This window comes from Bordetella genomosp. 7, from assembly GCF_002261265.1.
Classification (GTDB): domain Bacteria; phylum Pseudomonadota; class Gammaproteobacteria; order Burkholderiales; family Burkholderiaceae_B; genus Bordetella_A.
This window is the reverse complement of sequence record NZ_NEVK01000006.1, coordinates 253,447-276,191: the sequence shown is the minus strand read 5'-3', so window position 1 is coordinate 276,191 and position 22,745 is coordinate 253,447. Positions and strand designations below refer to the sequence as shown.

The window sequence follows — 22,745 nt, the reverse complement described above, 5'->3', positions numbered from 1 at the left end:
GCGGCTGCCGCATGGCGCGCGTCAGGCGCCCAGGTCTACGCAAAGGTACTTCAGTTCGAGGTATTCCTCGATGCCGTACTTGGAGCCTTCGCGGCCCAGGCCCGATTGCTTGACGCCGCCGAACGGACCGACTTCGTTGGAGATGATGCCGGTGTTGATGCCGACGATGCCGTACTCCAGCGCCTCGGATACGCGCCATACGCGCGCGTAGTCGCGGGTGTAGAAATACGCGGCCAGGCCGAAGATGGTGTTGTTGGCCTGCTGCAGCACTTCTTCTTCGGTGTCGAACTTGAACAGCGGCGCAACGGGGCCGAAGGTTTCTTCAATGGCGAAACGCATGGACGGCGTGACATCGCGCACAATGGTCGGCTCGAAGAACGTGCCGCCCAGCGCGTGCGCCTTGCCGCCGGTGACGACCTTGGCGCCTTGCTCGACGGCATCGGCGATGTGTTCCTTCACCTTGTCCACGGCGTTACTGTCGATCAGCGGACCCTGGGTCACGCCTTCGTCGAAACCGTCGCCGACCTTCATGGCCTCGACCTTGGCGGCCAGGCGCTTGACGATTTCTTCGTAGACGCCCGACTGGACGTAGATGCGGTTGGCGCAGACGCAAGTCTGGCCGGCGTTGCGGTACTTGGACGCCAGGATGCCGTCCACGGCGCGGTCGAGATCGGCGTCGTCGAACACGATGAACGGCGCGTTGCCGCCGAGTTCGAGCGACAGTTTCTTGATGGTGGGCGAGCACTGCTCCATCAGGGTGCGGCCCACTTCGGTCGATCCGGTGAAGCTCAGCTTGCGCACGTCATCGCTTTCGCAAAGCGCGGCGCCGATTTCACGCGAGCTTCCCGTCACGACATGGAACACGCCGGGGGGCACGCCGGCTTCTTCGGCCAGCACGGCCAGCGCCAGCGCGGTGAGCGGCGTCTGCTGCGCCGGCTTGACCACCATGGTGCAGCCGGCGGCCAGGGCAGGGCCGACTTTGCGGGTGATCATGGCGGCGGGGAAGTTCCAGGGCGTGATGGCGGCGGTGACGCCGATGGGCTGCTTGAGCACCATCAGGCGCTGGCCGGCCTTGGGGCTTTGCAGTACGTCGCCGTCGATGCGCTTGGCTTCTTCAGAAAACCATTCCAGGAACGACGCGGCATAGGCAATTTCGCCGGCGGCTTCGGTTACCGGCTTGCCTTGCTCGGAGGTCATGATGGTGGCCAGGTCTTGCTGGTTGGCCAGCATCAGCTGCGCCCACTTCAGCAGGATGGCGGCGCGCTCTTTGCCGGTTCTGGCGGCCCAGGCGGGCAGCGCGGCGGCCGCGCTGGCAATGGCCTGCTCGGTCTCTTTGCGCCCCAGCTTGGGCACCGAGACGATTGTCTTGCCGGTGGACGGGTTGGTGACGGCAATGGTGGCGCCGTCGCCAGCCGCCACCCATTTGCCATCGATGTAGCAGGCATCGCGCAGCAATTCCGCGCGCTTGAGGGATTGAGGCAATTGCGACATGTGGACTCCTTGATGGAAGAATGCGCTAAATGGCAACCGGCCACGTACGCTCCGCAACGGGCGTACGCGGCCGGAGAATTCGCTGCAACAGCAGGCTAGGCGGTCAGGACGTCGGCAAGGATATCGAGGGCCTGGCCGAACTGGGCGTCCGGGATGGTCAGCGGATACAGGAAGCGCAGAACGTTTCCGTATACACCGCAGCTTAGCAAAATCAGGCCGCGCTTGAGCGCCTCGTCCTGCACCCGCTTGACGGTGGCCGCATCCGGCTCGCCGGTGGCGGGATCGCGCAATTCAAGGGCGACCATCGAGCCCAGGCCGCGCACATCGGCGATGGCCGGGCAGCGTGCCCGCAGTCCGTTCAGGTGGTCTTGCAGGCGCTTGCCCAACTGGTCGGCGCGTGCGCACAGTTGTTCTTCTTCGATGACGTCCAGGACGGCGTGCGCGGCGGCGACGGCCAGCGGGTTACCGGCGTAGGTGCCGCCCAGGCCGCCGGGCGCGGGGCCGTCCATGACTTCGGCGCGGCCCACCACGCCCGATATCGGGAAGCCGCCGCCCAGGCTCTTGGCCATGGTGATGAGGTCGGCCTGCACCGAATGATGCTGCATGGCGAACAGCTTGCCGGTGCGGGCAAAGCCGGTTTGCACTTCGTCGGCGATCAGCATGATGCCATGCTCGTCGCAGACCTTGCGCAGCGCCGTCATCAGTTCGGGCGGCGTAATGTTGAAGCCGCCTTCGCCTTGCACCGGCTCGATGATGATGGCGGCCACGCGGCGCGGGTCGATGTCAGACTTGAACAGCAGGTCGAGCGCCTTGAGCGAATCGGCCACGCTGATGGACTGCGTCTGGTTGGGGAACGGCACGTGGTAGATGTCGCCCGGCATGGGGCCGAACGCCAGCTTGTAGGGTGCAACCTTGCCGGTGAGCGCCATGCCCAGCATGGTGCGGCCATGAAACGAGCCGGTGAAGGCGATCACGCCCGAGCGGCCGGTGTAGGCGCGCGCGATTTTCACGGCGTTTTCCACTGCTTCGACGCCGGTGGTGAAGAAGGCGGTCTTCTTCACGCCGTCGATGGGGGCCAGCGCGTTGATGCGCTCGGCCAGCGCGACGTAGCTTTCGTACGGCACAATCTGGTATGCGGTGTGGGTGAACGCTTCGAGCTGTTCGGCCACCGCTGCCTTGACCTTCGGATGGCGGTGACCCGTGTTGAGCACGGCGATGCCGCCCGCGAAGTCGATATATTCTTTGCCGGTGCTGTCCCACAGCGTGGCGTTTTCGGCGCGCACGGCGTACATGTCGCACATGACGCCGACGCCACGGGGCGTGGCCAGCGAACGACGGGTGTTGAGATCTCGGTTTTGCATTTCAGCCTCGATGGCAAAAAGACACGGGCGCCGTGGTGGCGGCGATAAGCGCGGCGCCGTGACGCGGCGCCTGCCAGTGTTCTATTTAATGCTAAGATGGCCCTATTAAAAAGAACCACTTTTGCAAAACGAGTAGAACCAATTGCGCACACTTGCCGGCGACCTGCTGCAGCTGCGGCTTGGCGATCCATCCGATGGGCCGATGAACAAGCGGCTGTACCGTGGCATCCGCGAGGCCATCCTCGACGGCAGCATCCCCGCCGGCACGCGCCTGCCCGCCACGCGCGATCTTGCCGCCGAGCTGGGCATCGCTCGCAACACCGTCGTGCACGTGTATGGCCAGCTGCTGGCCGAAGGCTACACCTATAGCCGGCAGGGCAACGGCACGTTCGTCACCGATTCGGTGCCGGACGCCTATCTGGCCAGCGGGCGGGGCAGGCGCCACGAGCCCGCCGCGCAACCGCGCGCGTCGCTGTCGGTGCGCGGCGCGCAGATCGTCGACGAAGCGTCCGCCTCGCCGCACCAGTGGGGCGCCTTCATGCCGGGCGTGCCCGACGTCACCGAGTTTCCGCACCAGAAGTTCAGCCGCATCCTCAGTGCGCTATGGCGCGACCCGACGCCCACCATGCTCAGCTATTCGTACGGCGGCGGCCTGCCTGCGCTGCGCGAGGCGCTGGCGCAGCATCTGGCCGTGACGCGGTCTATCGATTGCGAGCCCGACCAGATCATCATCGTCGAAGGCTCGCACCAGGCCATCGACCTGGCGACTCGCATCCTGGGCGACACGGGAGACGTGGCGTGGGTCGAGAACCCGGGCTACTGGGGCGCGCGCACCGTGTTGATGGCCAACGGCATACGCATCGTGCACCAGCCCGTGGACGCCGAAGGCATGCTGCTGCCCGCGCAGCACGACGGCCCGCCGCCGCGCTTTGTATTCGTGACCCCTTCGCACCAGTACCCCTTGGGCTCGGTCATGTCGCTGGCGCGCCGCCGGCAGTTGCTTGCCATGGCGCGCAACTGGGGCAGCTGGATCATCGAAGACGACTACGACAGCGAGTTCCGCTTTTCCGGGCGGCCCATTGCCTCGCTGCAGGGGCTGGAACCGGATGCGCCGGTTATTTACCTGGGCACGTTCAGCAAGACTCTGTACCCGGGCCTGCGCGTGGGGTACCTGGTGCTGCCCAAATCATTGACACAGGCCTTCCAGGCCGCGCATGCCGAGCTGTATCGCGAAGGGCACCTGATGACGCACGCGGCGCTGGCCACCTTTATTGCCGAGGGGCACTATGCGGCGCACATACGCCGCATGCGCATGCTGTACGGGCGGCGCAGGGCCATCCTGGTCAACCTGATAGAACGTCGCCTGGGCGCGCAGTGGCTCGATCGGCATTCCAGCGATGCCGGCTTGCATGTGGTGGTGAACCTGCCCGACGGCATCGACGACACGCAGGTCGTCCAAGAGGCGCGCACGCGCGGCGTGCTGACGCGGCCGCTGTCGCGCTATTTCGCGGCCGGCACGCCAGGCCGTCCGGGCCTGCTGCTGGGGTATGCGTGCGTGCCCGAGCGCGACATCGCGCGCAAGTTCGAACTGGTGCTGGATAGTGTGGCCGCCGTGGCGCGGCGCAGCCAGCCAGCGGCGCAGGCCTAGGCGCTGCGGTCAGCGCACCGCGGCCAGCGCGGCGGCCAGGCCCGCGGCGTTGCGCATTCCCTGGTCCTGGTAGTTGGTGTTCAACACGGCGTGCGCGGTGCGCACGCTTTCGGCGATGCGCGTGAACCGCAGGGCGAGCTCGGCCAGTTCCGCCGGCGTGTATTCGTACTGGAAGCGGCCCGACGACGCGCCCGACCGGTGGTTCCAGGCGGCGGCATTGCGCCCGTGCAGCCGCAGCAGTGCAAGTTCGGGGTGCGTGGCGGCCCAGACAGCGGGAACCGTGTTGTCAAAGCCTTGCGGCGCGTCGACGATGGTGTGGACGACGCCCAGGTCGCGCTGTAGATCCAGCGTGGCCGCGCTGCGCGCCGGCGTCGCGAACCAGCTGCGGTGGCGGAATTCGGCCGACATCAGGTGTTCATGCATGCGCCGGGCGCAGTCGCCGAGCAGGGCGTGGCCGCGCCTGTCGGCGTGCACCCATGGCGCAAATTGAAAATGCACGGCGCCCAGCTTGCCCGTCATGCGCAGCGGTTCAAGGGCGAGCAGGAAGCGGCGCCAGAGTTCGTCGTAAAGATCGGCGGGCAGCTGGTTGGCGAACACCGGGATCCCGGGCCCGTGGGCGCCAGGCACGCCCGGCGCGTCATGGTCCGGCAGCTCCGGCAGTTCGCGCCGGATATCGGCCGGCAGGGCGCGCAGCGGCGCCGGGTGGCCTGTGAACAGGCGAAACGCCTTTACGTTGAACACGAAGTCGGGCGGCGTGCGCATGGCCCACAAATGCGTGGTGCGTGCATCGGGCATGCCGTAATACGACGAGTCGGCCTCGACCAGCCTGAACTGCCCGGCGTAATGCCGCAGGCGTGCCTCGGCCGTGCGCACGTGCGCGGGATAAAAGCGCCCGCAGGCGAGCAGGGTGGGGTCGGTCCAGGAGGCGGTGCCGGTCAGGATGGACATGGGGCTGGCGGCGGGACAGCGGCCCGGCAGTTCCGTTATAGTCTGTATGAATATACAGTATTGTCCTGGTTGTCTCCCATGTCCGCCGCTACCCCTGAAACTCCCGCCGACGACTACCTTTCCGACCTGAACCCCGCCCAGCGGGCGGCTGCCGAGTTCGGCGCGGGCCAGGCCGACGCGCCGGCCCTGCTCGTCATCGCGGGCGCGGGTTCGGGCAAGACCAGCACCCTGGCGCACCGGGTGGCGCACCTGGTTGTCAACGGCGCCGATCCCCAGCGCATCCTGTTGCTGACGTTTTCGCGCCGCGCCGCCCTGGAAATGGACCGCCGCGTCGGCATGGTGCTGCGGCGCGTGATGAAGCTGCACCCTTCCCAGCAGGCGCCGTCGTTGCCATGGGCGGGCACCTTCCACAGCATCGGTGCGCGCCTGTTGCGCGATTGCGCCACGCGTATCGGGCTGTCCGAAAGCTTTACCATCCACGATCGCGGCGATGCCGAAGACCTGATGGGCATGGTGCGGCACGAAGCCGGCCTGTCGTCTACCACCGAACGGTTTCCGCTCAAGGGCACGTGCCTGGCCATTTACTCGCGCGTCATCAACAGCCAGGCGCCGGTGGCCGACGTGCTCAAGCAGGCCTTTCCATGGTGCGCCCAATGGGAAGACGCCCTGAAGCGGCTGTTTGCCGCCTACGTGCAGGCCAAGCAGGCGCAGCAGGTGCTCGACTACGACGACCTGCTGCTGTATTGGTCCGAAATGATGCAGGATCCGGTGCTGGCGCACGACGTGGGCAGCCGGTTCGACCACGTGCTGGTCGACGAATACCAGGACACCAACCGGCTGCAGTCTTCCATCCTGCTGGCCATGAAGCCGGACGGGCACGGCCTTACCGTGGTGGGCGACGATGCCCAATCCATCTATTCGTTCCGTGCCGCCACGGTGCGCAACATACTGGACTTCCCGCAGCACTTCGCCCGGCCCGCGCACGTGATCACGCTCGAGCGCAACTACCGGTCCACCCAACCCATCCTGGACGCGTCCAATGCCGTCATTGCTCAGGCTGCCGAGCGGTACAGCAAAAGCCTCTGGACCGATCGCGCCTCGTCGGCCCGGCCCGCCCTGGTCACGGTCAGCGACGAGGCGGGCCAGGCCCGCTGGGTGGCCGACCAGGTGCTGGCGCAGCGCGAGGCCGGCGCCACGCTGAAGTCTCAGGCCGCGCTGTTCCGGTCGTCGAACCATAGCGCGGCGCTCGAGCTCGAGCTCACCCGCCGCAATATTCCGTTCGTGAAGTTCGGGGGGCTGCGCTTTCTCGAGGCCGCGCACATCAAGGACGTAATGTCGGTGCTGCGCTGGGCCGAGAACCCGCAGGGGCGGCTGGCCGGCTTTCGCGTGGCGCAGCTGTTGCCGGGCATCGGCCCAGCCATTGCCGGGCGCCTGATGGACGCGCTGGCCGGCGCCGCGGACCCAATGCAGGTACTGCGCGAATTCAAGCCGGGCTCGGCAGCCAGGGCCGACTGGGATGCCTTTGTGCAAACCTACGCAGCCCTGCGCGGCGGCGCGCAGTGGCCGGCCGATCTGGACCTGGTCCTGCGCTGGTATGCGCCGCAGCTGGAACGGCTGTATGAAGATGCGCGCGTGCGCAAGGCCGACCTGGACCAGCTGCAGCGTATCGCGGCAGGGTATGCCAGCCGGGAACGCTTTCTTACCGAGCTCACGCTGGATCCGCCGGACGCCACCAGCGCCGAATCCGGCCCGCCGCTGCGCGATGAAGACTACATGATCCTGTCCACCATCCATTCGGCCAAGGGCCAGGAATGGAAGGCGGTGTATGTGCTCAATGTGGTCGACGGCTGCATTCCTTCGGACATGAGCACGGGCACCGCCGAAGAAATCGAAGAAGAACGGCGCCTGTTGTATGTGGCGATGACCCGTGCCAAAGAATATCTGCACCTGATCGTGCCGCAGCGTTTTTATGTGCACCAGCAGATCGGCATGGGCGATCGCCATGTGTATGGATCACGCACGCGGTTCATTCCCGACGCGATGCTGCCTATGTTCGAGATGCTGCCCAAGCCGCCCGAGCTGCCATTCGGCCGGGGGCAAGCGCGCCCTGAAGCGCAGCCGCGCATCGACGTGGCGCAGCGGGTCCGCAAGCTGTTTTCCTGAGCTATCATCCGTGGGTCGTGCCCATGCGGGCGCTATTTCGCAAGAGATGTCATGTCGCAGCATGAAGACGGCACGCATTGGCAGAGCGAAGTGATCGCGTCGGCGGCGTATGTGCGGGGCGAACGTTCTCACGATGTGCCGATCGAAGACATCAAGTCGCATGTCTGCCAGGATGAGTCGCTATTGTGGATAGGCCTGCGCAATCCCGCCGACGACCTGCTGCGGCGCGTGGCCGACGACCTGGGCATACAGCCCAAGGCGCGCGACGAAATGCTGGAGCCGCATCGCCGTCCCAAGATCATTGATTTCGGGCATTGCGTGCTGGTCGTGGCGGTTACGGTCGAGATCGGCAGCAACCGGCCCATGTTCGGCGAAACGCAGATCGTGATCGGCCGCGGGTTCCTGCTTACCGTGCGGCGCGGCGCCACATCCGATTACCGCGCGCTGCGGGCCCGGCTGGAATCCGCGCCCGACCTGCTGCGCCGGGGCAGCGACTACATTGCTTCCGAATTGCTCGACTTGCTGGTAGACCATTACGTCGCGGCGGCCGGGCAGCTCGAGGGCGTGGTCGAGTCGGCCGAGCAGAAGCTGCTGATCCGCGGCGCCAAGGATGCCGACATCCGCAAGCTGTACCGGCAGCGCCGCGACCTGCTGCGTATCCACAAGGTCATCGCGCCGCTGGCCGAGATATGCCGGCGGCTGGCCAGCATGGATATGGCCGTGATCGACCGCGAGGCCCGTCCGTACTTCGCCGTGGTGGCCGACCGGGTGCTGCGCGTGGACGAACTCGTGAGCGGCCTGCGCGAAGCCCTGGCATTCGCCTTCGAGGCCAGCATGATGATCGCGCAGACGCAGCAGAACGACATCACCCGCCGCCTCGCGGCCTGGGCCGCGATCCTGGCCGTGCCCACGGCGGTGGCGGGCATATACGGCATGAACTTCGAATTCATGCCCGAACTCAAGGCCCGTTGGGGATATCCGGCGACGCTGGCGGGCATCGCCGCGGCTTGCGGCGTGCTGTATTGGCGGTTCCGCAAGGCGGGGTGGCTGTAGCGGCGGGCTGGGCGGCAACGCGCCGGGCGGGCTGTTCCTGTCGCCTCGCCCTGTGGCACACTGCGAGCCATTCTTCAGATCTGGAAGGCTCATCTTGCGTAGGCAGTTTTCATCCGGGCGCCTTGGCCGCAGGCTGGGCGGGCTATTGGCGGTAGCCCTGGCCGCGGCGGTCGCACATTGGTTTCCCGAACTCGGCAATCGGCCGTCCGAACCCGCGCATCGCGCCGAGGCCCCTGACCCGGCCCGGCCCGCGGCGCGAGACGGGTCGGCCCACTCGGGCGCTGCCGTGCCGGTGCCGCCGGGGCGTTATGCGCTGGCCGGCAAGGTTGTCTCGGTGCCCGATGGCGATACCGTGGCCCTGCAGGTTGGCGGCCGGCGGCACCGCGTGCGCCTGGACAGCATCGACTCGCCCGAGGCCGGGCACGGCGCCGAGCAGCCTGGCCAACCCTATGCCGATGCCGCAAGGCGTCACCTGGAACAGCTGGTGGGCGGCATGACGCTGACTGCGCAGTGCTATGAAGAAGACCAGTTTGAACGCGATGTGTGTGCGCTGATACTGCCGGACGGTAGCTCCGCCAACCGGGCGCAGGTGGCGGCCGGCTTTGCCTGGGCCTACACCGCGCGTCGCGGCGAATATCTGCGCGATGACGCTATGCCGGGCCTGCAGCGGCAGGCCCGCGATGCCCGCCGGGGCCTGTGGCAGCAGGGCGGGGCGGTCGAGCCCTGGAAGTGGCGTTACGAGTGCTGGCGGAACCGGCGCTGCTAGCAGCTTGTCCAACGCGCATGCCCGGCACCACCCGGACGGGCATGGGCGGGCGGCGCGCGGCCATTTGCTATGCTTGGCGCCGACCCGATGCAGAATAACGATACGGAAGCGGCTTTATGGGTGTACGGCTCTGGCAGTTCTGGATGGCGATGCTGGTGTGCGCGCTGGCGCTGGCCGGCTGCACGCGGGATCCCATCAACAGCCCGTACCAGTCCGGCGACCTGGCGGAAAACGCGCTATACACTGCCTTCGTCAAGCGCTCGCCCAAATACCTGGACCCTGCGCGCTCGTATTCCACCGACGAAACGCCATACACCTACAACATCTATGAACCGCTGTACGGCTACCAGTACCTGAAGCGCCCGTACGAGCTGATTCCGCGCGCGGCGGCTGCGGTCGTGCCTGCGCGCTACCTTGATGCACAGGGCAATGAGCTGCCCGCTGATGCGCCGGGCGAGCAGGTGGCCGAAAGCGTCTACGACATACCCATCCGGCCCGGCATACTGTTCCAGCCGCATCCCGCGTTCGCCCGCCAGGCCGACGGCCGCTACAGCTACTTTCCACTGCAGCCGGGCGAGCTCGACGGCAAATACTATATTCCCGACTTCCCCGAGACCGGCACCCGCGAGCTTACCGCGCACGACTATGTGTATGGCTTTCGCCGCCTGGCCAGCCCGCGGGTGGCGTCGCCCATCTACTCGCTGATGGCCGATTATGTCGTGGGCATGGCCGAGTACGGCGAGCGCCTGCGCGAACGCGATGCCGAGTTGCGGCGCGACCTGCCGGCGGGCGAGCGCGACCTGCCCTGGCTCGACCTGCGGCCGGACGATGGCTTTGACGGCGTGCAGGCGGTGGACGCGCATACCCTGCGCATACGCATCAAGGGAAAATACCCGCAGTTCAAGTATTGGCTGGCCATGACTTTCACGGCCCCCATCCCCTGGGAAGCCGATCGCTTCTACAGCCAGCCCGGCATGGCCGCGCACGACCTGTCGCTGAACACGTGGCCCGTCGGAACCGGCCCGTTCATGCTGGCCGAATCCTATCCGAACCGGCGCCATGTATTGGCCCGCAATCCCAATTTCCGGGGCGAGCCTTATCCTTGCGAGGGCGAGCCGGCCGATCGCGCCGCGGGCCTGCTCGAAGATTGCGGCAAGCCCACGCCATTTCTCGACCGCGTGGTGTTCAGCGTCGAAAAAGAAGCGGTGCCGCTGACCGGCAAGTTCATGCAGGGCTATTACGACATGCCTCAGGTCGAGCGCGGCGAGTACGGCGTAGCCATGCTCGTGGCGGCCGGCGACTCGCCCGAGAAAGCCCGGCGCTATCGCGACCACGGCATCCAGTTGCCCACCGCCATCGAAACGTCCAGCTGGTATATGGGCTTCAACTGGCTGGATCCCGTCGTGGGCAAGGGCGATACGCCGGAGCAACAGGAAAAGAACCGCAAGCTGCGCCAGGCCATCAGTATTGCGTTCAATTGGGAAGAGTACGTGGCTGTCTTCGAGAACAGCCAGGCCATGGTGGCCTATGGGCCGGTGCCGCCCGGCGTGCTCGGCTACCAAGAGCTGCCCGAGGGCATCAACCCCGTGGTGTACGACCTGGTCGATGGCAAGCCGCAGCGCAAATCGCTGGACGTTGCGCGGCAGCTGCTTGCCGAAGCCGGATATCCCAATGGCCGCAATGCCGAAACGGGCGCCCCCCTGGTGCTGTATTTCGATGCCATGACGGGCGGGGGCGGCAATCCGCAATTCGACTGGATGCGCCGGCAACTGGCCGAGATCGGCATCCAGATGGATGTGCGGTCCACCGACTACAGCCGTTTCCAGGACAAGATGCGGCGCGGCACGGCGCAGATGTTCCTGTGGGGCTGGGTAGCCGATTACCCCGATGCCGAGAATTTCCTGTTCCTGCTGTATGGCCCCAACGGCAAGGCCCGCCACGGTGGCGAGAATGCGGCCAACTACGTCAACAGCGAATACGACAGGCTTTTCGAGCAGATGAAATTCCTGGATGACGGCCCCGAAAAAGAGGCCGTCATCGCCCGCATGGTAGACATCGTGCAGCGAGATGCCCCGTGGATGTTCGGCTTTTTCCCGATGTCGGGGGGCGCCTACCAGCAATGGGTAGGCAACGCCAAGCCCACGCAGATGGTGCGCAACACGCTGCAGTACGTGAAGGTCGACCCCGCCCTGCGGGTAAGCAAGGTCCAGGAATGGAATACGCCGGTGTGGTGGCCGCTGGGCCTGCTGGCGCTGGTGCTGGGCCTGGCGATCTGGCCATCGTACGTGGCGCTCAAGCGGCGCGAGCGCCAGACCGCCTTTGGCGCCGCACCTGGCGCCGTGCCGCCCGCGCCGTCCCGGGAGCCCCTGCCATGACAGCCTACATCGTCCGCCGCCTGCTGTATGGGGTGTTGATCCTGCTGGGCGTCAATCTTTTTACGTTCATTCTTTTTTTCGCGGTCAATACGCCCGACGACATGGCGCGCCTGGCCATCGGCGGGCAGCGGGTCAGCCAGGAGGCCATCGAGCGCTGGAAGGCCGAGCATGGCTACGACAAGCCGCTGTTCGTCAATCGCGATGCGCAAGGAGTCGGGCAACTGACCGAGACGGTTTTCTACCAGCGGTCGGTGCCCCTGCTGGCCTTCGAGTTCGGGTCGTCTGATGCCGGCAACGACATCGGCCGCGAGATCCGCATGCGCATGGGGCCCAGCCTGGCGCTGGCGCTGCCCACGTTCTTCCTGGGGCTGTTCGCCAGCGTGGTGTTCTCGTTGATGCTGGTGTATTTCCGGGCCACGCGGCTGGACTTCTGGGGCGTGGTGCTGTGCGTGATCCTGTTGTCGATATCCAGCCTGTTCTACATCATCGCCGGCCAGTGGCTGTTTGCAAAAGTGCTGCGGCTGGTGCCGTATTCCGGCTTTGCCGGCGGGTTGGATGCCATCAAGTTCCTGGCGCTGCCGGTGCTGGTGGCCATCGTTTCCCGCCTGGGGCCGGAAGCGCGTTTTTACCGGACACTGTTCCTGGAAGAGATCGGCAAGGATTACGTCCGCACTGCGCGCGCCAAGGGCTTGGCCGAACGGGTCGTGCTGTTTCGCCACGTGCTGCGCAATGCCATGCTGCCCATACTTACCGGCACCGTGTCGGCGCTGCCGCTGCTGTTCATGGGCAGCCTGATCGCCGAGTCGTTCTTCGGCATTCCGGGCCTGGGCAGCTACACCATCGACGCCATCAATTCGCAGGATTTTTCCATTGTGCGCGCCATGGTGTTCCTGGGTTCGGCGCTGTATATCGTGGGCCTGATACTGGCCGATATCTCATACACGCTGGCTGATCCCCGCGTGCGTTTCGAGTAACCGCCATGCCCAAGTTCGTGTTCCTGTGGACGGATATCGCCCTGTTCCTGATGCTGGCGGGTGTGCTGGCCTATTTCTGGCGCGTGCGGCGCAGCCGTACGCTGCGCGCGACATGGGCCTGCGTGGGCCGCGATGCGCCCGCCATGTGCTCGGCCGTGGTGCTGTGCGCGTTTGCGGTGGTGGGCTTGCTGGATTCCATCCATTTCCGTCCGCAACTGCCGCCGGTGCCCGCAGCCGCCCCCGACGCGCCGCCGATCTACGCGCCGGCTGTGCAATCCGCGCTGGACAGCCTGCTGGCGGGCTCGGTGCTGGCGCAGCCCGAGAAAACCTATTCGGCTCCCCTGGCGACCCGTCAGTTCACCAAGGAAACCGAACTGATCGAAGGGCATCCCCTGCGCCATTTTCCACGCTTGCGCAGCGGCGGCGCGCACCTTGATGACCCTGACGCGCAATGGGCGGGCGACGTGGCGCGCCGGCTGGCCGCGGGCCTGGCGGGCGGACTTGCTTTCGCGCTGGCCGGCGGCATGCTGCTGGCGGCCGGATTGGCCCGCAGGCATGGCGGCTGGCGGCAAGCCGTGGCCGACATCGCGGCTGACCGCAGCGACGTTCCCTGGCGGGCCATATGGCTGACCTACGCCGCACTGTGCGTTGTCGTGGGCGCCGTAGCGGGCCTTGCGACGGGGTATCACGTCTTCGGCACCGACCGCACCGGCAACGACGTGCTCTGGCAGGCCCTGAAAAGCGTGCGCACCGCGCTGGTCATCGGCAGCCTGACCACCCTGGCCATGCTGCCGCCCGCCATCGGCTTCGGCATCGCGGCGGGCTACTTCAAGGGCAAGGTCGACGACGCCATCCAGTACCTGTACACGACGCTGACTTCAATTCCCGGTGTATTGCTGGTGGCGGCCTGCGCGCTGATGATGCAGGTGTACATCGACACACACCCGGATCTCTTCGACACCTCGGCCGCGCGTGCCGACTTGCGGCTCTTCCTGCTGTGCATGATCCTGGGGCTGACGGGCTGGTCGGGGCTGTGCCGGCTGCTGCGAGCCGAAACCCTCAAATTGCGCGAGCTCGAATATGTGCAGGCCGCGCGCGCCTTTGGCGTGTCGCACTGGCACATCATGCGCAGGCACCTGCTGCCCAATGTGATGCATATCGTGCTGATTACCGCCGTGCTTGAATTTTCCGGCCTGGTGCTCTACGAGGCCGTGCTGTCGTATCTGGGCATAGGCGTGGACCCCAGCATGAACTCGTTCGGTTCAATGATCGACCGGGCGCGGGTCGAAATGTCGCGCGATCCCATGGTGTGGTGGAACCTGCTCACGGCGTTCATTTTCCTGCTGGCGCTGGTGCTGGCCGCGAACCTGTTTGCCGACGCCGTGCGCGATGCGTTCGATCCGCGCGCACGCCGCTTCCGGCCTGGCCGCCAGGCCAGCGCTGCCGGCGCAACCACGCAGGTGCAGCCATGAGCCCGGCCCAACCTTTGCTGGCCGTCGACGGCCTGGACGTCGCCATCGCGGGCGATGCCGGCCTGACGCATGCGGTCAAGCGACTGCAGCTGGCCATCCGGCGCGGCGAGACCTTCGCGCTGGTGGGCGAGTCGGGCTGCGGCAAGAGCATGACAGCGCTGGCGATGCTGCGCCTGCTGCCTGACGCCGGCCGCATCGTGGGCGGGCAAGTCGCGCTTGACGGGCAAGACCTGAACCAGTTGACCGAAAGCGCCATGCGCGGGGTGCGCGGCGGACGCATCGGCATCATCTTCCAGGAGCCCTCCACCAGCCTGAACCCGGTCATGCGTGTGGGCGACCAGATACTGGAAACGCTCGCGGCGCATACATCGCTTCGGGGCTCGGCCGCGCGCGCGCGGGCGATCGACTGGCTGCGGCGCGTGGGCATTCCCGATCCCGAACGTCGCATCGACGACTACCCGTTCCAGTTTTCCGGCGGGCAGAAGCAGCGCATCATGATTGCCATTGCGCTGGCGGCCGAGCCGGCGCTGCTGATTGCCGATGAACCGACCACGGCGCTGGACGTTACCGTGCAGGCGCAGGTGCTGGAACTGCTTGCCGATATCCAGCGTGATATCGGCATGGCCATTCTTCTGATTACGCACGACCTGGCGGTGGTGCGCAATGTGGCCCAGCACGTGGCGCTGATGCGCGGCGGCGAAATTGTTGAAAGCGCGCCGGCAGACGTTTTTTTCGAGGCGCCGCGACACCCCTATGCCCGTCAGTTGTTCGACGCGATTCCCAGCTATGAAAAGCGCGGCCGGCCGCTGGCAGGCGGCCAGTCGGCCGCGCCGGCGGCGTCCGGCGCTTGCGCGTCGCGTCCGGCTGCCGGCGATGTTGTGCTCGACGTGCAGAACCTGCTGGTGCACTATCCGGTGCGCAAGGGCCTGCTGCGCCGCATCGATTCGTGGGTGCAGGCTGTCAATGGCGTGACCTTCACCCTCAGGGCGGGTGAAACCCTGGCCCTGCTCGGCGAGTCGGGTTGCGGCAAGACCACCACCGGCAAGGCCTTGCTGCGGCTGGTTGAAGGCGCCAAGGTAAGCGGCAGCGCGCTGCTGGACGGGCAAGACCTGCTGCATGCCGGCCGCCGCGAATTGCGCAGGCTTCGCCAGGACATCCAGATCGTATTCCAGGATCCTTACGCGTCATTGAACCCGCGCATGCGGGTGGGCGATATCCTTGACGAGGGCATCGCCACGCTGAAGCCGCACATGCCCGAGGCGCAGCGGCGCGAGCGCGTGCAGGATCTCTTGCGGCGCGTCGGTCTGCCGGCCGATACCTCGGCCCGTTACCCGCACGAATTTTCCGGCGGGCAGCGCCAGCGCATCGCCATCGCGCGCGCATTGGCGGTGGAGCCCCGGGTCTTGATATGCGACGAGCCCACGTCCGCGCTCGATGTGTCAGTGCAGGCGCAGATCCTGGACCTGCTGCGCGAGCTGCAGGCCGAGTTGGGTATTGCCTATCTGTTCATTACCCACAACTTCGGCGTCGTGGAATATCTGGCGGATCGCATCGCCATCATGCATGGCGGTCAGATCGTGGAAGAGGGCAGTGCCGATGCGGTGTTGCATGCGCCGCGGCACGAAATGACCCGCCGCCTGCTGGCGGCGGTTCCACGGCTGGCATTCGGGCAAGCGCGCTAGCGAGCCAGCGCGCTTGCCCCGGCCCGTTCAGCCGTCAAGCCCGCGCATGTGGCGGGTTTCCAGCCATACGCGCGTGTCGTGCCGCAAGGCCTTCAGGCATTGCGACAAGAAGCTCTGGATGGTTTCCAGTTGCGCGGTATCGAAGTTGCGCGCCAATAGCGTCACTTCGCGGGCGATTGCCTGGCGTTCGGCCAGCAGCGCCTGGCACTGCTCCTGCACCGGCCGGATCACGATGATCCGGCGGTCCAGCGGGTGGCGGCCGCGCTCGACATATCCGGCCTCTTCCAACCGGTTGATGAGTGCGGTGGCGCCGCCGGGGCTGATGCCCAGCAATTGCGCCAGCTGGCCGGTCGGCAGGGACTCGAATTCCAGCACGAGGTCCAACGCCTTCAGGTCCGCCAGCGCAATGCCCATCTTTTCCGACAACGATGCCTGGCACGCTGCCGTGTAGGCGGCGAACTGCCGCCCCAGCATCACTGCAATTTCGTCGATCATGCCAGGCCGATTCTCGTCACTTTCAGAAACCGAGGCGAAAGGGCGGCCAAGGTACGGGGTCGAAGCCAGCTGCAGCATGGTTCACTCTCCTTTGTCCGCCGATCCGGTTAATTGGCGCCGCCGCCCAGGCCGCCGAGCACGCCGCCCAGCAGTCCGCCCAGCAGGCCGCCGCTGGCATTGCCGCCAGCGCCGCCCGTGCCGCCGCCCGTTCCACCCGTCAGGCCGCCGGTCAGGCCACCCACCAGGCCGGTGACGGGAGCCAGCAGGCCGCCATTGGCGCCGCCGTTACCGCCACCCAGGCCGCCGGTCAAGCCGCCGACCAGGCCGGTGACGGGAGCCAGCAGGCCGCCGTTGGAGCCGCCGTTGCCGCCGCCCAGGCCGCCGGTCAAGCCGCCGACCAGTCCGGTGACGGGGGCCAGCAGGCCGCCATTGGCGCCGCCCGTGCCGCCACCCAGGCCGCCGGTCAGGCCGCCGACCAGGCCGGTGACAGGAGCCAGCAGGCCGCCGTTGGCGCCGCCGTTACCGCCACCCAGGCCACCCAGCAGGCCGGTAACCGGAGCGAGCAGCCCGCCTTCGCCGCCGCCCGTCACGCCGCCCAGGCTGCCGGTCAACGAAGCCACCGCGCCGGTCACGCCGCCCAGCGTGCCGCCCAGCGGGTTGGGGTTCTGCGGAGTGGCGTGCAGCACTCCGCCCAGGCTGGCAACCGCATTGCCCAGGTTGCTCAGTACGCCGTCGAGCGGGGTGCCGTCGGGCAGCGCGCCGTTGGCGCCGGCCAGGGTGCCGCCGATCTGCGTCAGCAGCCCGGCCACCGGAGCGCCCAGGCCGGTCGCGCCGCCGACTTGCTGCGTCAGGCTGACGACCTGGCCGGCCACGGGGCTGACTACGCCGTCGAGGCTTTTACCCACGCCGCCCAGGGCCGGGTTCAGGCCCAGCGGCAGGATGTTGTCGACGGCCGTGCCGGTGTTGCCCAGCGTCGGCTCCAGAATAGGCAACGTGTTGCCGTCTCCCAGGCCGGCGGTCAATCCGCCCACCAGGCCCGTGACCGGGTTGAGCAGGCCGCCTTCGCCAGCCAGGCCGCCGGTCAGCGCGCCCACTGCATTGGTGGCGTTGCCCAGCACGGTGGTCAGGGGTTGAGGATTGTCGGGGTCGGCATTGAGCAGGCCGCCCACGCTGGCGACGGTGTCGCCCAGGCCGCTGACCAGGCCGCCCACGCCGGTGTCCAGGCCGCCGGGCAGGCCGGTGCCGGATACGGTATCTCCCAGATTGCTGACGACGCCGCCGACTTGGGTCAGCACGCCGTCGACCGGCGCGCCCAAGCCAGTGGCCGCGCCAACTTGCTGGGTCAGCCCGGTAACCGTGTCAACCACCGGCGCCAGGGTCGGGTCCAGCGACTTGCCGACGCCGCCCAGCGCATCGCCCAGTTGCAGCGGCAGGGCATTGTCGACCGCGTCGCCGGTATTGCCCAGCGTCGTTTCCAGCAATCCGGCCGGCAGGCCCGCCGGCGGGTTGCCACCGCCGCCGCCCCCGCCGCCGCCGGGCAGCCCGGCCGACTTCTTGCCGCCGCCGCTGCCACCGCCGCAGGCGGCAAGAGCGGCGGCCAGAGCCACTACCATGGCCGACTTGGCCAACACGCGTGAGACGCGACGTACGTCGGAAGAATTCGCAGACATGATTGCACTCCTGTTGTGGACGAGACGGCGCGGTTATGCACCGGTTACACCCACTTCAAAGCACAATCCGTGCCAACTTTTGATTCAACTGGAAAATCGCAGAAATACGAGATGTGATAGCGCAGGAAAATCTCTTTTTAATCAACGACTAACCGGCTAATCAAAGAAGTTTTCTTAAAAGCGAAATTGGCAAATTAGCGACGTTCCGGTCGCTGCGAATGTTACGGTTTCAGGGGTACATGACGTTACGTTTCCTGTGATGTTACGTAACGCGCGGGCCCGCAACGCCGGGCGGGCCCTACGCCAGGACGGCGTCGAAAGGATCAGAAGGCGTCGTAGAACAACGAGTAGTTGGCGTTGAAGCGCAAGCCGCGGTCGTCGTCGTCCGCCGTGCGCGCGCCCACCGGCTTGGCGACGTTGAAGTCGAACAGGTAATGCTTGTCGTCGGTGAAGCGCAGGCCAAGGCCAACAGACGACAGGTGGCCGGGGTTGTTTTTCTGGATCGTGCTGTTGTTGTACCAGGTGCGGGCGTAGTCCACCATGGCATAGGGTTGCACGCTGTTCAGGTAGGTCCAGCCCACATTGAAGCGGCGGTTGATTTCGGCGGACACGCCCACGCCTTTGTCGCCGCTCTTTTCGCCTTGCGGATAGCCCATGGCGTATCGCCAGCTGCCATACGACACTTGTTCCGAACTGGGCAGTATGTCGTCGCTGTACTGGCCAGCGCCGCTCAGCACCAGCCCGAACTGCGCGGGCAGGCTGAACGTTTGCCGCACATCCAGGTTGTACCGCGTGAAATTCAGGCTTACGTCGGGTACGCCGGTGTAGCCATAGTTGGTCTTCACGGTCTTGCTGGCGCCCGCCGCATTGAAGCCCTGCGACACGCCCAGCCCGATTTCGGTGGACCGCGTGGGCAGCACGTCGCGGTAACGCAATTCCGCGGTCGCCGCGCGCACGTCCACGTCCTGCTGCAGCCAGTTGTCGTTTGCGCGCGCCTCGTAGCGATCTTTCGCATCCACGGCGTACACGCCTGCCGTCGCGGTCAGCGACCGCCGGTTGTTCAGCAGCAGGGGGTAGCTCAACGCAACGGCCAGACGGTTGTTGGTGACTTCGCGGTCGTACCCCAGCCGCTCCACCGCATCATCCTGCGGGTGGGAATTGTAGTGATGGGCATCCACATGCAGCGCCAGCCCGTCGGCGCCCAGCGGCACGGTGATGGCGGCGGCCACATAGCGTACATCGTCACTGTTGAGCGGTACGCTGGCAGTAAGCCGCACCTGCTCGCCCAGCGGCGTCAGGCTGTTGGTGCCCACGTTGACCAGCGGCTGCATGCCGGTGCCCAGGTCGGCCACGCCGCCATCGGCCGTGACGGGGCGGCGGGTGGCGTTCAGCACCAGTTCAGTGGCGCCGTCGGCCCGCCGCGGCAAGTCCAGCGCCGGCTCGAAACGCACGCCCGGTACGGTGCGCATCAAATTCAGCACACGCTCCAGCGTTGCCTGTGTCAGGGGCCGTTCTTCCATCAACGGCGCCGCAAGGTCTTCCAGGCGATCGCGCGCATTGCCGATGTCGCCGTCGATGCGCACCTGCCCGATATAGCCTTCCACCACCGTAACAACCACCAGTCCGTTGGCGAAGCTCTGGTTCTGCAGCAGCGCGAACGACAGCGGATAGCCTCGTTCGCGATACAGCGCCGTGATCTTGTCGACTTCTGCCACCAGGGCGCCGATCGTGGTCTGCTTGCCCGCTAGCGGTGTCAGTATGGCTGCCACCTCGTCAAAGGGCAGCGCACGTACGCCGGACACATCGAAATTGCTCGGCACGATGCGTTGCGCCAGCAGCGCCTGCACGGCCTGTTGTTCGGGGGTGGGCGCTTGCAACGCGGGCTGCGCCTGCGGAGCCCCCGTATTGGCGGGCGTTTGTATGCGCGGCATCGCGTCTACCGGGTTGCCGCGCAAGGGGCCGTCCGCATAGGCGGGGCCGCAGACCAGGATTGCGAGGGTGGAGGTGGCAAGGATGCCGGTACGCACAGAAGCAGGATTGGGCCGCATAGCAACAAAGGCGGCGGTCCGCTACGTGGTGCGCCCGCTCGCAACAGAAACAATACTAAGAATTTCGAATGTTGCCATAACGCAAAAGCTACCGACACCTTGACGTTAAAAAACCATACATATTTCTCTTATCTGTATGGTTTCCAGGCTTGAAAATTAGCAATATGTAACGTATATGCTGCATTTTGTTGTCGGTTTCAATCATTATCTAGACATATTGCCCGGATAGGATAGGATAGTCGGAAATAAATAAACAATTTACGTAATAACCGTAGCGAAACGACTAGAAATAAGCCTGTTCCAGTTGTGCCGATGTGTAGCGCCCGCGCTCTTGTTCCTGATCAGGGCTCGCGGCAGACGGACGCTCGCCACGGCCGCAGTGAGCAGCCCAGACAGCCGCGCAACGTACACGTTCACTCATGATTCCCGGCGAAACCGTTCCCCTGTCATTCGCACCCGGCGTAGTGATGCTGTCGTTCCTGTTGGCCGGGTTCGGGGCCTACGTCGCCTTGACCGCCGCAGCCCATGTTCGCGCCGCCGTCGCCGATGGCCAGCCCTGGTTGCCGTATGTGGGGATCGCAGCGGTGGCAATGGGCGGCATCGGCATCTGGAGTATGCATTTCGTCGGGATGCAGGCGCAGGCCATGCCGTTTTCCGCCGGCTACGACGTGGCGCTTACCGCGCTGAGTTTCTTGCTGGCGGTGCTGTGCTCGGGTGCCGCGCTCTGGTACGTGGCCCGTGCGCGCTTTGCCGTATGGCGATGCGTGGCTGGCGGGGTGTTGGCCGGCCTGGGCGTCGCGGCGATGCATTACGTAGGAATCGCAGCCATGCGCATACCCGCGGTGTTCCAGTGGAGCTTGCCGTTGGTCGTGCTGTCGGTGGTGGTGGCTGTGGTGGCGGCCGTCGCCGCATTGTGGCTGGCGTTCAACGTGCACACGGCACGGCAGCGCGCGATGGCCGCAGCGGTCATGGCTTTTGCCGTGTGCGGCATGCACTACAGCGCCGCCGCGGCGGGCGTGATGGTGTGCACGGCGCCGCGCGAGTTCGCAGGCTGGCTCGTCGGCGGGTCGTCGCTGCCTTATGTGGTGTTTGCGTTGTCGATCGTTACGCTGGCGCTGCTGCGCTGGCAGTTACACCGCGCGTCCTTGCGGTTTCGCCAGAAGATGGCGCAGCGTGTGGACGTGCTGATTGGATCTGGTGCTCCCGGAGGCGCAGGCAATGGCCTGGCGCAGCCGCTGGGGCGCGGATAAGCCCCGGTTTTTCGCCGGGGCCAGGGGGCCGGCCGCCAGATCATGGTGGCGGCCAAAACCGTAAGTCATGCATACGCATGGGAGAGAGAAAATGAAGCAGCAATTCTTGCAGTTCTGGAACGATGAAGAGGGCGTGACCACGCTCGAATACGCGATTCTCGCGGCCTTGCTGGTGGCGGGGTTGGCTGTCGTGATTACGGCGCTGACCGATGGGCTCGAAGATTTCTTCGGTACGATTTCCGCAAAACTGACAACCCTCAGCGGCGGCACCACGACGCCGTAATACCCACAGTCGACGCGGGATTGCCGTCGCACTGCTGAAGCGAACGACATGCGGGAAAACGCCCGCATGTCGTGTTGACGTCGGCTGCGTGGCGCCTGCGTTCAATCCGACAGATCAGACACAAGGGTGTTCGGTTGTACCTTGGGGAATCGTTGTGGTGGCTATTGTTCGTACTCTGGAACGTACTGCTGATGGCAGCCGACTGGCGCCATCGCAGGGTTCCGAACGTGCTGGTGGTGGCCGCCGTCTGCTTTCAGGTGCTGTGGTCGATAGCCGCCAGCGTGGCGCCCGGCTGGGCGTATCCGCCATTGTGGCCGGGCTGGGGCTGGGCCATCGCCGGGTTCCTGGCCGCCCTTGCATTCCTGCCGCTATGGACGCGCCGCATCATGGGCGCGGGGGATGTGAAAGTCATCGCCGCCTATGGGCTGGTGTTCGGCCTGAAGTACCTGTGCTGGGTGCTCGCCGCGGGCACCCTGCTGGCCGGCCTGCATGCGGCGATATACCTGGCGGTTTCGCGTTGGCGGGCGCTGCCGCAACGTCTGCGCCAGGTGCCGTACGCCACATACCTGGCATTGGGCGCGCTCAGCGTGGCGCCTATGCTGTGGAGTTCGCGCTGATCTTCCTGGCGTTTTTCCTGGTGCTCTACGGCATCATGATGTACGGAATGATATTCACGGCCCAGCAGTCGTTGAACCTGGCCGCGCAGGATGCGGCGCGCAAGGCCCTGCAATGGCAGCCCGGCGCCACGCACATGCAGTTGCGCGCCGACGCGGCGCGCAATGTCGCGCTGGAGCGCGCCGACTGGATCACCACGATCTCCGGAGAGCCGCTGTCGGTCGCGGTCTGCAGCGGCAACGGGCGTTTGAGCCACGCCAACGGCGGCAACTGCAGCGGCCTGATACCGGCGGACGACCCCGAATGGATAGAGGTGGTGGTCAGCTATGCCTATGGCGCCCAACCATTGATTCCGAATCTTCCGCTCATTCAGCGGGCCATCGTGCCTGCGCAATTGCACGCGCGCGCCGCCGTGCGGCTGGGCAGCCTGGCCGCCGCTCCGGGGAGCTGA

Annotated in this window: 18 protein-coding genes; 12 read left to right on the top strand and 6 right to left on the bottom strand. The window is 66.1% G+C overall.

Annotated features, from left to right (window positions below):
• Window positions 1-21 precede the first annotated feature (21 nt).
• Both CAL19_RS12150 and CAL19_RS12145 read right to left on the bottom strand, forming a co-directional pair.
• On the bottom strand, window positions 22-1,491 hold the full coding sequence (locus CAL19_RS12150; protein ID WP_026640187.1) for an NAD-dependent succinate-semialdehyde dehydrogenase: 1,470 nt from the start codon (window positions 1,489-1,491) through the stop codon (window positions 22-24).
• Window positions 1,492-1,586: 95 nt separating this feature from the next.
• Complete coding sequence (locus CAL19_RS12145; protein ID WP_026640188.1) at window positions 1,587-2,852, bottom strand: 4-aminobutyrate--2-oxoglutarate transaminase; 1,266 nt, start codon at window positions 2,850-2,852, stop codon at window positions 1,587-1,589.
• Between the two features lie 142 nt (window positions 2,853-2,994).
• Here CAL19_RS12145 and CAL19_RS12140 point away from each other — a divergent pair, with 142 nt between their 5' ends.
• Complete coding sequence (locus CAL19_RS12140; protein WP_419670201.1) at window positions 2,995-4,500, top strand: PLP-dependent aminotransferase family protein; 1,506 nt, start codon at window positions 2,995-2,997, stop codon at window positions 4,498-4,500.
• 9 nt (window positions 4,501-4,509) lie between these two features.
• Here the strand turns inward: CAL19_RS12140 and CAL19_RS12135 are convergent, their stop codons facing one another.
• Window positions 4,510-5,448 carry a DUF72 domain-containing protein gene (locus tag CAL19_RS12135; protein WP_026640190.1) on the bottom strand — a complete coding sequence of 313 codons (939 nt, stop codon included), beginning with the start codon at window positions 5,446-5,448 and terminating at the stop codon, window positions 4,510-4,512.
• A 78-nt stretch (window positions 5,449-5,526) separates the two neighbouring features.
• Between CAL19_RS12135 and CAL19_RS12130 the strand changes: the two genes are divergently transcribed.
• From CAL19_RS12130 to CAL19_RS12100, 7 genes are all read left to right on the top strand, one after another.
• A complete protein-coding gene (locus CAL19_RS12130; protein ID WP_094796900.1) occupies window positions 5,527-7,611 on the top strand; it encodes an ATP-dependent helicase in 2,085 nt (694 codons plus the stop codon).
• Window positions 7,612-7,662: 51 nt separating this feature from the next.
• Window positions 7,663-8,664, top strand: a complete 1,002-nt coding sequence (locus CAL19_RS12125) for a magnesium and cobalt transport protein CorA (protein ID WP_094796899.1) — start codon at window positions 7,663-7,665, stop codon at window positions 8,662-8,664.
• A 94-nt stretch (window positions 8,665-8,758) separates the two neighbouring features.
• Complete coding sequence (locus CAL19_RS12120) at window positions 8,759-9,430, top strand: thermonuclease family protein (protein ID WP_170941523.1); 672 nt, start codon at window positions 8,759-8,761, stop codon at window positions 9,428-9,430.
• Window positions 9,431-9,546: 116 nt separating this feature from the next.
• A complete protein-coding gene (locus CAL19_RS12115; RefSeq protein ID WP_094796898.1) occupies window positions 9,547-11,805 on the top strand; it encodes an ABC transporter substrate-binding protein in 2,259 nt (752 codons plus the stop codon).
• Entirely contained in the window at window positions 11,802-12,779 is a 978-nt protein-coding gene (locus CAL19_RS12110) for an ABC transporter permease (protein WP_026640194.1), read from the top strand. Before CAL19_RS12115 ends, CAL19_RS12110 begins: the two co-directional genes overlap by 4 nt.
• A gap of 5 nt (window positions 12,780-12,784) precedes the next feature.
• Window positions 12,785-14,251: an ABC transporter permease gene (locus CAL19_RS12105; RefSeq protein ID WP_094796897.1), complete on the top strand. Its 1,467-nt coding sequence runs from the start codon at window positions 12,785-12,787 to the stop codon at window positions 14,249-14,251.
• A complete protein-coding gene (locus CAL19_RS12100; RefSeq protein ID WP_094796896.1) occupies window positions 14,248-15,933 on the top strand; it encodes an ABC transporter ATP-binding protein in 1,686 nt (561 codons plus the stop codon). Before CAL19_RS12105 ends, CAL19_RS12100 begins: the two co-directional genes overlap by 4 nt.
• Before the next feature lie 27 nt (window positions 15,934-15,960).
• Here CAL19_RS12100 and CAL19_RS12095 read toward each other — a convergent pair whose 3' ends face one another.
• From CAL19_RS12095 to CAL19_RS12085, 3 genes are all read right to left on the bottom strand, one after another.
• Window positions 15,961-16,506, bottom strand: a complete 546-nt coding sequence (locus CAL19_RS12095; RefSeq protein WP_026640197.1) for a MarR family winged helix-turn-helix transcriptional regulator — start codon at window positions 16,504-16,506, stop codon at window positions 15,961-15,963.
• A 29-nt stretch (window positions 16,507-16,535) separates the two neighbouring features.
• Entirely contained in the window at window positions 16,536-18,098 is a 1,563-nt protein-coding gene (locus tag CAL19_RS12090; RefSeq protein WP_026640198.1) for a collagen-like triple helix repeat-containing protein, read from the bottom strand.
• 323 nt (window positions 18,099-18,421) lie between these two features.
• On the bottom strand, window positions 18,422-20,146 hold the full coding sequence (locus CAL19_RS12085) for a ShlB/FhaC/HecB family hemolysin secretion/activation protein (protein ID WP_094796895.1): 1,725 nt from the start codon (window positions 20,144-20,146) through the stop codon (window positions 18,422-18,424).
• Window positions 20,147-20,565: 419 nt separating this feature from the next.
• Between CAL19_RS12085 and CAL19_RS12080 the strand changes: the two genes are divergently transcribed.
• The 4 genes from CAL19_RS12080 (at window position 20,566) to CAL19_RS12065 (ending at window position 22,745) form a co-directional block, all read left to right on the top strand.
• Window positions 20,566-21,396: an MHYT domain-containing protein gene (locus CAL19_RS12080; RefSeq protein ID WP_094796894.1), complete on the top strand. Its 831-nt coding sequence runs from the start codon at window positions 20,566-20,568 to the stop codon at window positions 21,394-21,396.
• A 91-nt stretch (window positions 21,397-21,487) separates the two neighbouring features.
• Window positions 21,488-21,679, top strand: a complete 192-nt coding sequence (locus CAL19_RS12075) for a Flp family type IVb pilin (RefSeq protein WP_094796893.1) — start codon at window positions 21,488-21,490, stop codon at window positions 21,677-21,679.
• Window positions 21,680-21,753: 74 nt separating this feature from the next.
• Window positions 21,754-22,296 (top strand): prepilin peptidase, encoded by a 543-nt coding sequence (locus tag CAL19_RS19830; RefSeq protein ID WP_094796892.1) that lies wholly within the window; start codon window positions 21,754-21,756, stop codon window positions 22,294-22,296.
• Window positions 22,281-22,745, top strand: coding sequence for a TadE family protein (locus CAL19_RS12065; protein ID WP_249276300.1), 465 nt, complete (start codon window positions 22,281-22,283; stop codon window positions 22,743-22,745). Before CAL19_RS19830 ends, CAL19_RS12065 begins: the two co-directional genes overlap by 16 nt.

Coding starts and splice junctions, on each gene's coding strand:
- CAL19_RS12085 (WP_094796895.1), bottom strand. CDS start 20,146: ATGCGGCCCAATCCTGCTTCTGTGCGTACCGGCATCCTTGCCACCTCC.
- CAL19_RS12110 (WP_026640194.1), top strand. CDS start 11,802: ATGACAGCCTACATCGTCCGCCGCCTGCTGTATGGGGTGTTGATCCTG.
- CAL19_RS12125 (WP_094796899.1), top strand. CDS start 7,663: ATGTCGCAGCATGAAGACGGCACGCATTGGCAGAGCGAAGTGATCGCG.
- CAL19_RS12090 (WP_026640198.1), bottom strand. CDS start 18,098: ATGTCTGCGAATTCTTCCGACGTACGTCGCGTCTCACGCGTGTTGGCC.
- CAL19_RS12150 (WP_026640187.1), bottom strand. CDS start 1,491: ATGTCGCAATTGCCTCAATCCCTCAAGCGCGCGGAATTGCTGCGCGAT.
- CAL19_RS12135 (WP_026640190.1), bottom strand. CDS start 5,448: ATGTCCATCCTGACCGGCACCGCCTCCTGGACCGACCCCACCCTGCTC.
- CAL19_RS12095 (WP_026640197.1), bottom strand. CDS start 16,506: ATGCTGCAGCTGGCTTCGACCCCGTACCTTGGCCGCCCTTTCGCCTCG.
- CAL19_RS12080 (WP_094796894.1), top strand. CDS start 20,566: ATGATTCCCGGCGAAACCGTTCCCCTGTCATTCGCACCCGGCGTAGTG.
- CAL19_RS12100 (WP_094796896.1), top strand. CDS start 14,248: ATGAGCCCGGCCCAACCTTTGCTGGCCGTCGACGGCCTGGACGTCGCC.
- CAL19_RS12075 (WP_094796893.1), top strand. CDS start 21,488: ATGAAGCAGCAATTCTTGCAGTTCTGGAACGATGAAGAGGGCGTGACC.
- CAL19_RS12105 (WP_094796897.1), top strand. CDS start 12,785: ATGCCCAAGTTCGTGTTCCTGTGGACGGATATCGCCCTGTTCCTGATG.
- CAL19_RS12145 (WP_026640188.1), bottom strand. CDS start 2,852: ATGCAAAACCGAGATCTCAACACCCGTCGTTCGCTGGCCACGCCCCGT.
- CAL19_RS12115 (WP_094796898.1), top strand. CDS start 9,547: ATGGGTGTACGGCTCTGGCAGTTCTGGATGGCGATGCTGGTGTGCGCG.
- CAL19_RS12130 (WP_094796900.1), top strand. CDS start 5,527: ATGTCCGCCGCTACCCCTGAAACTCCCGCCGACGACTACCTTTCCGAC.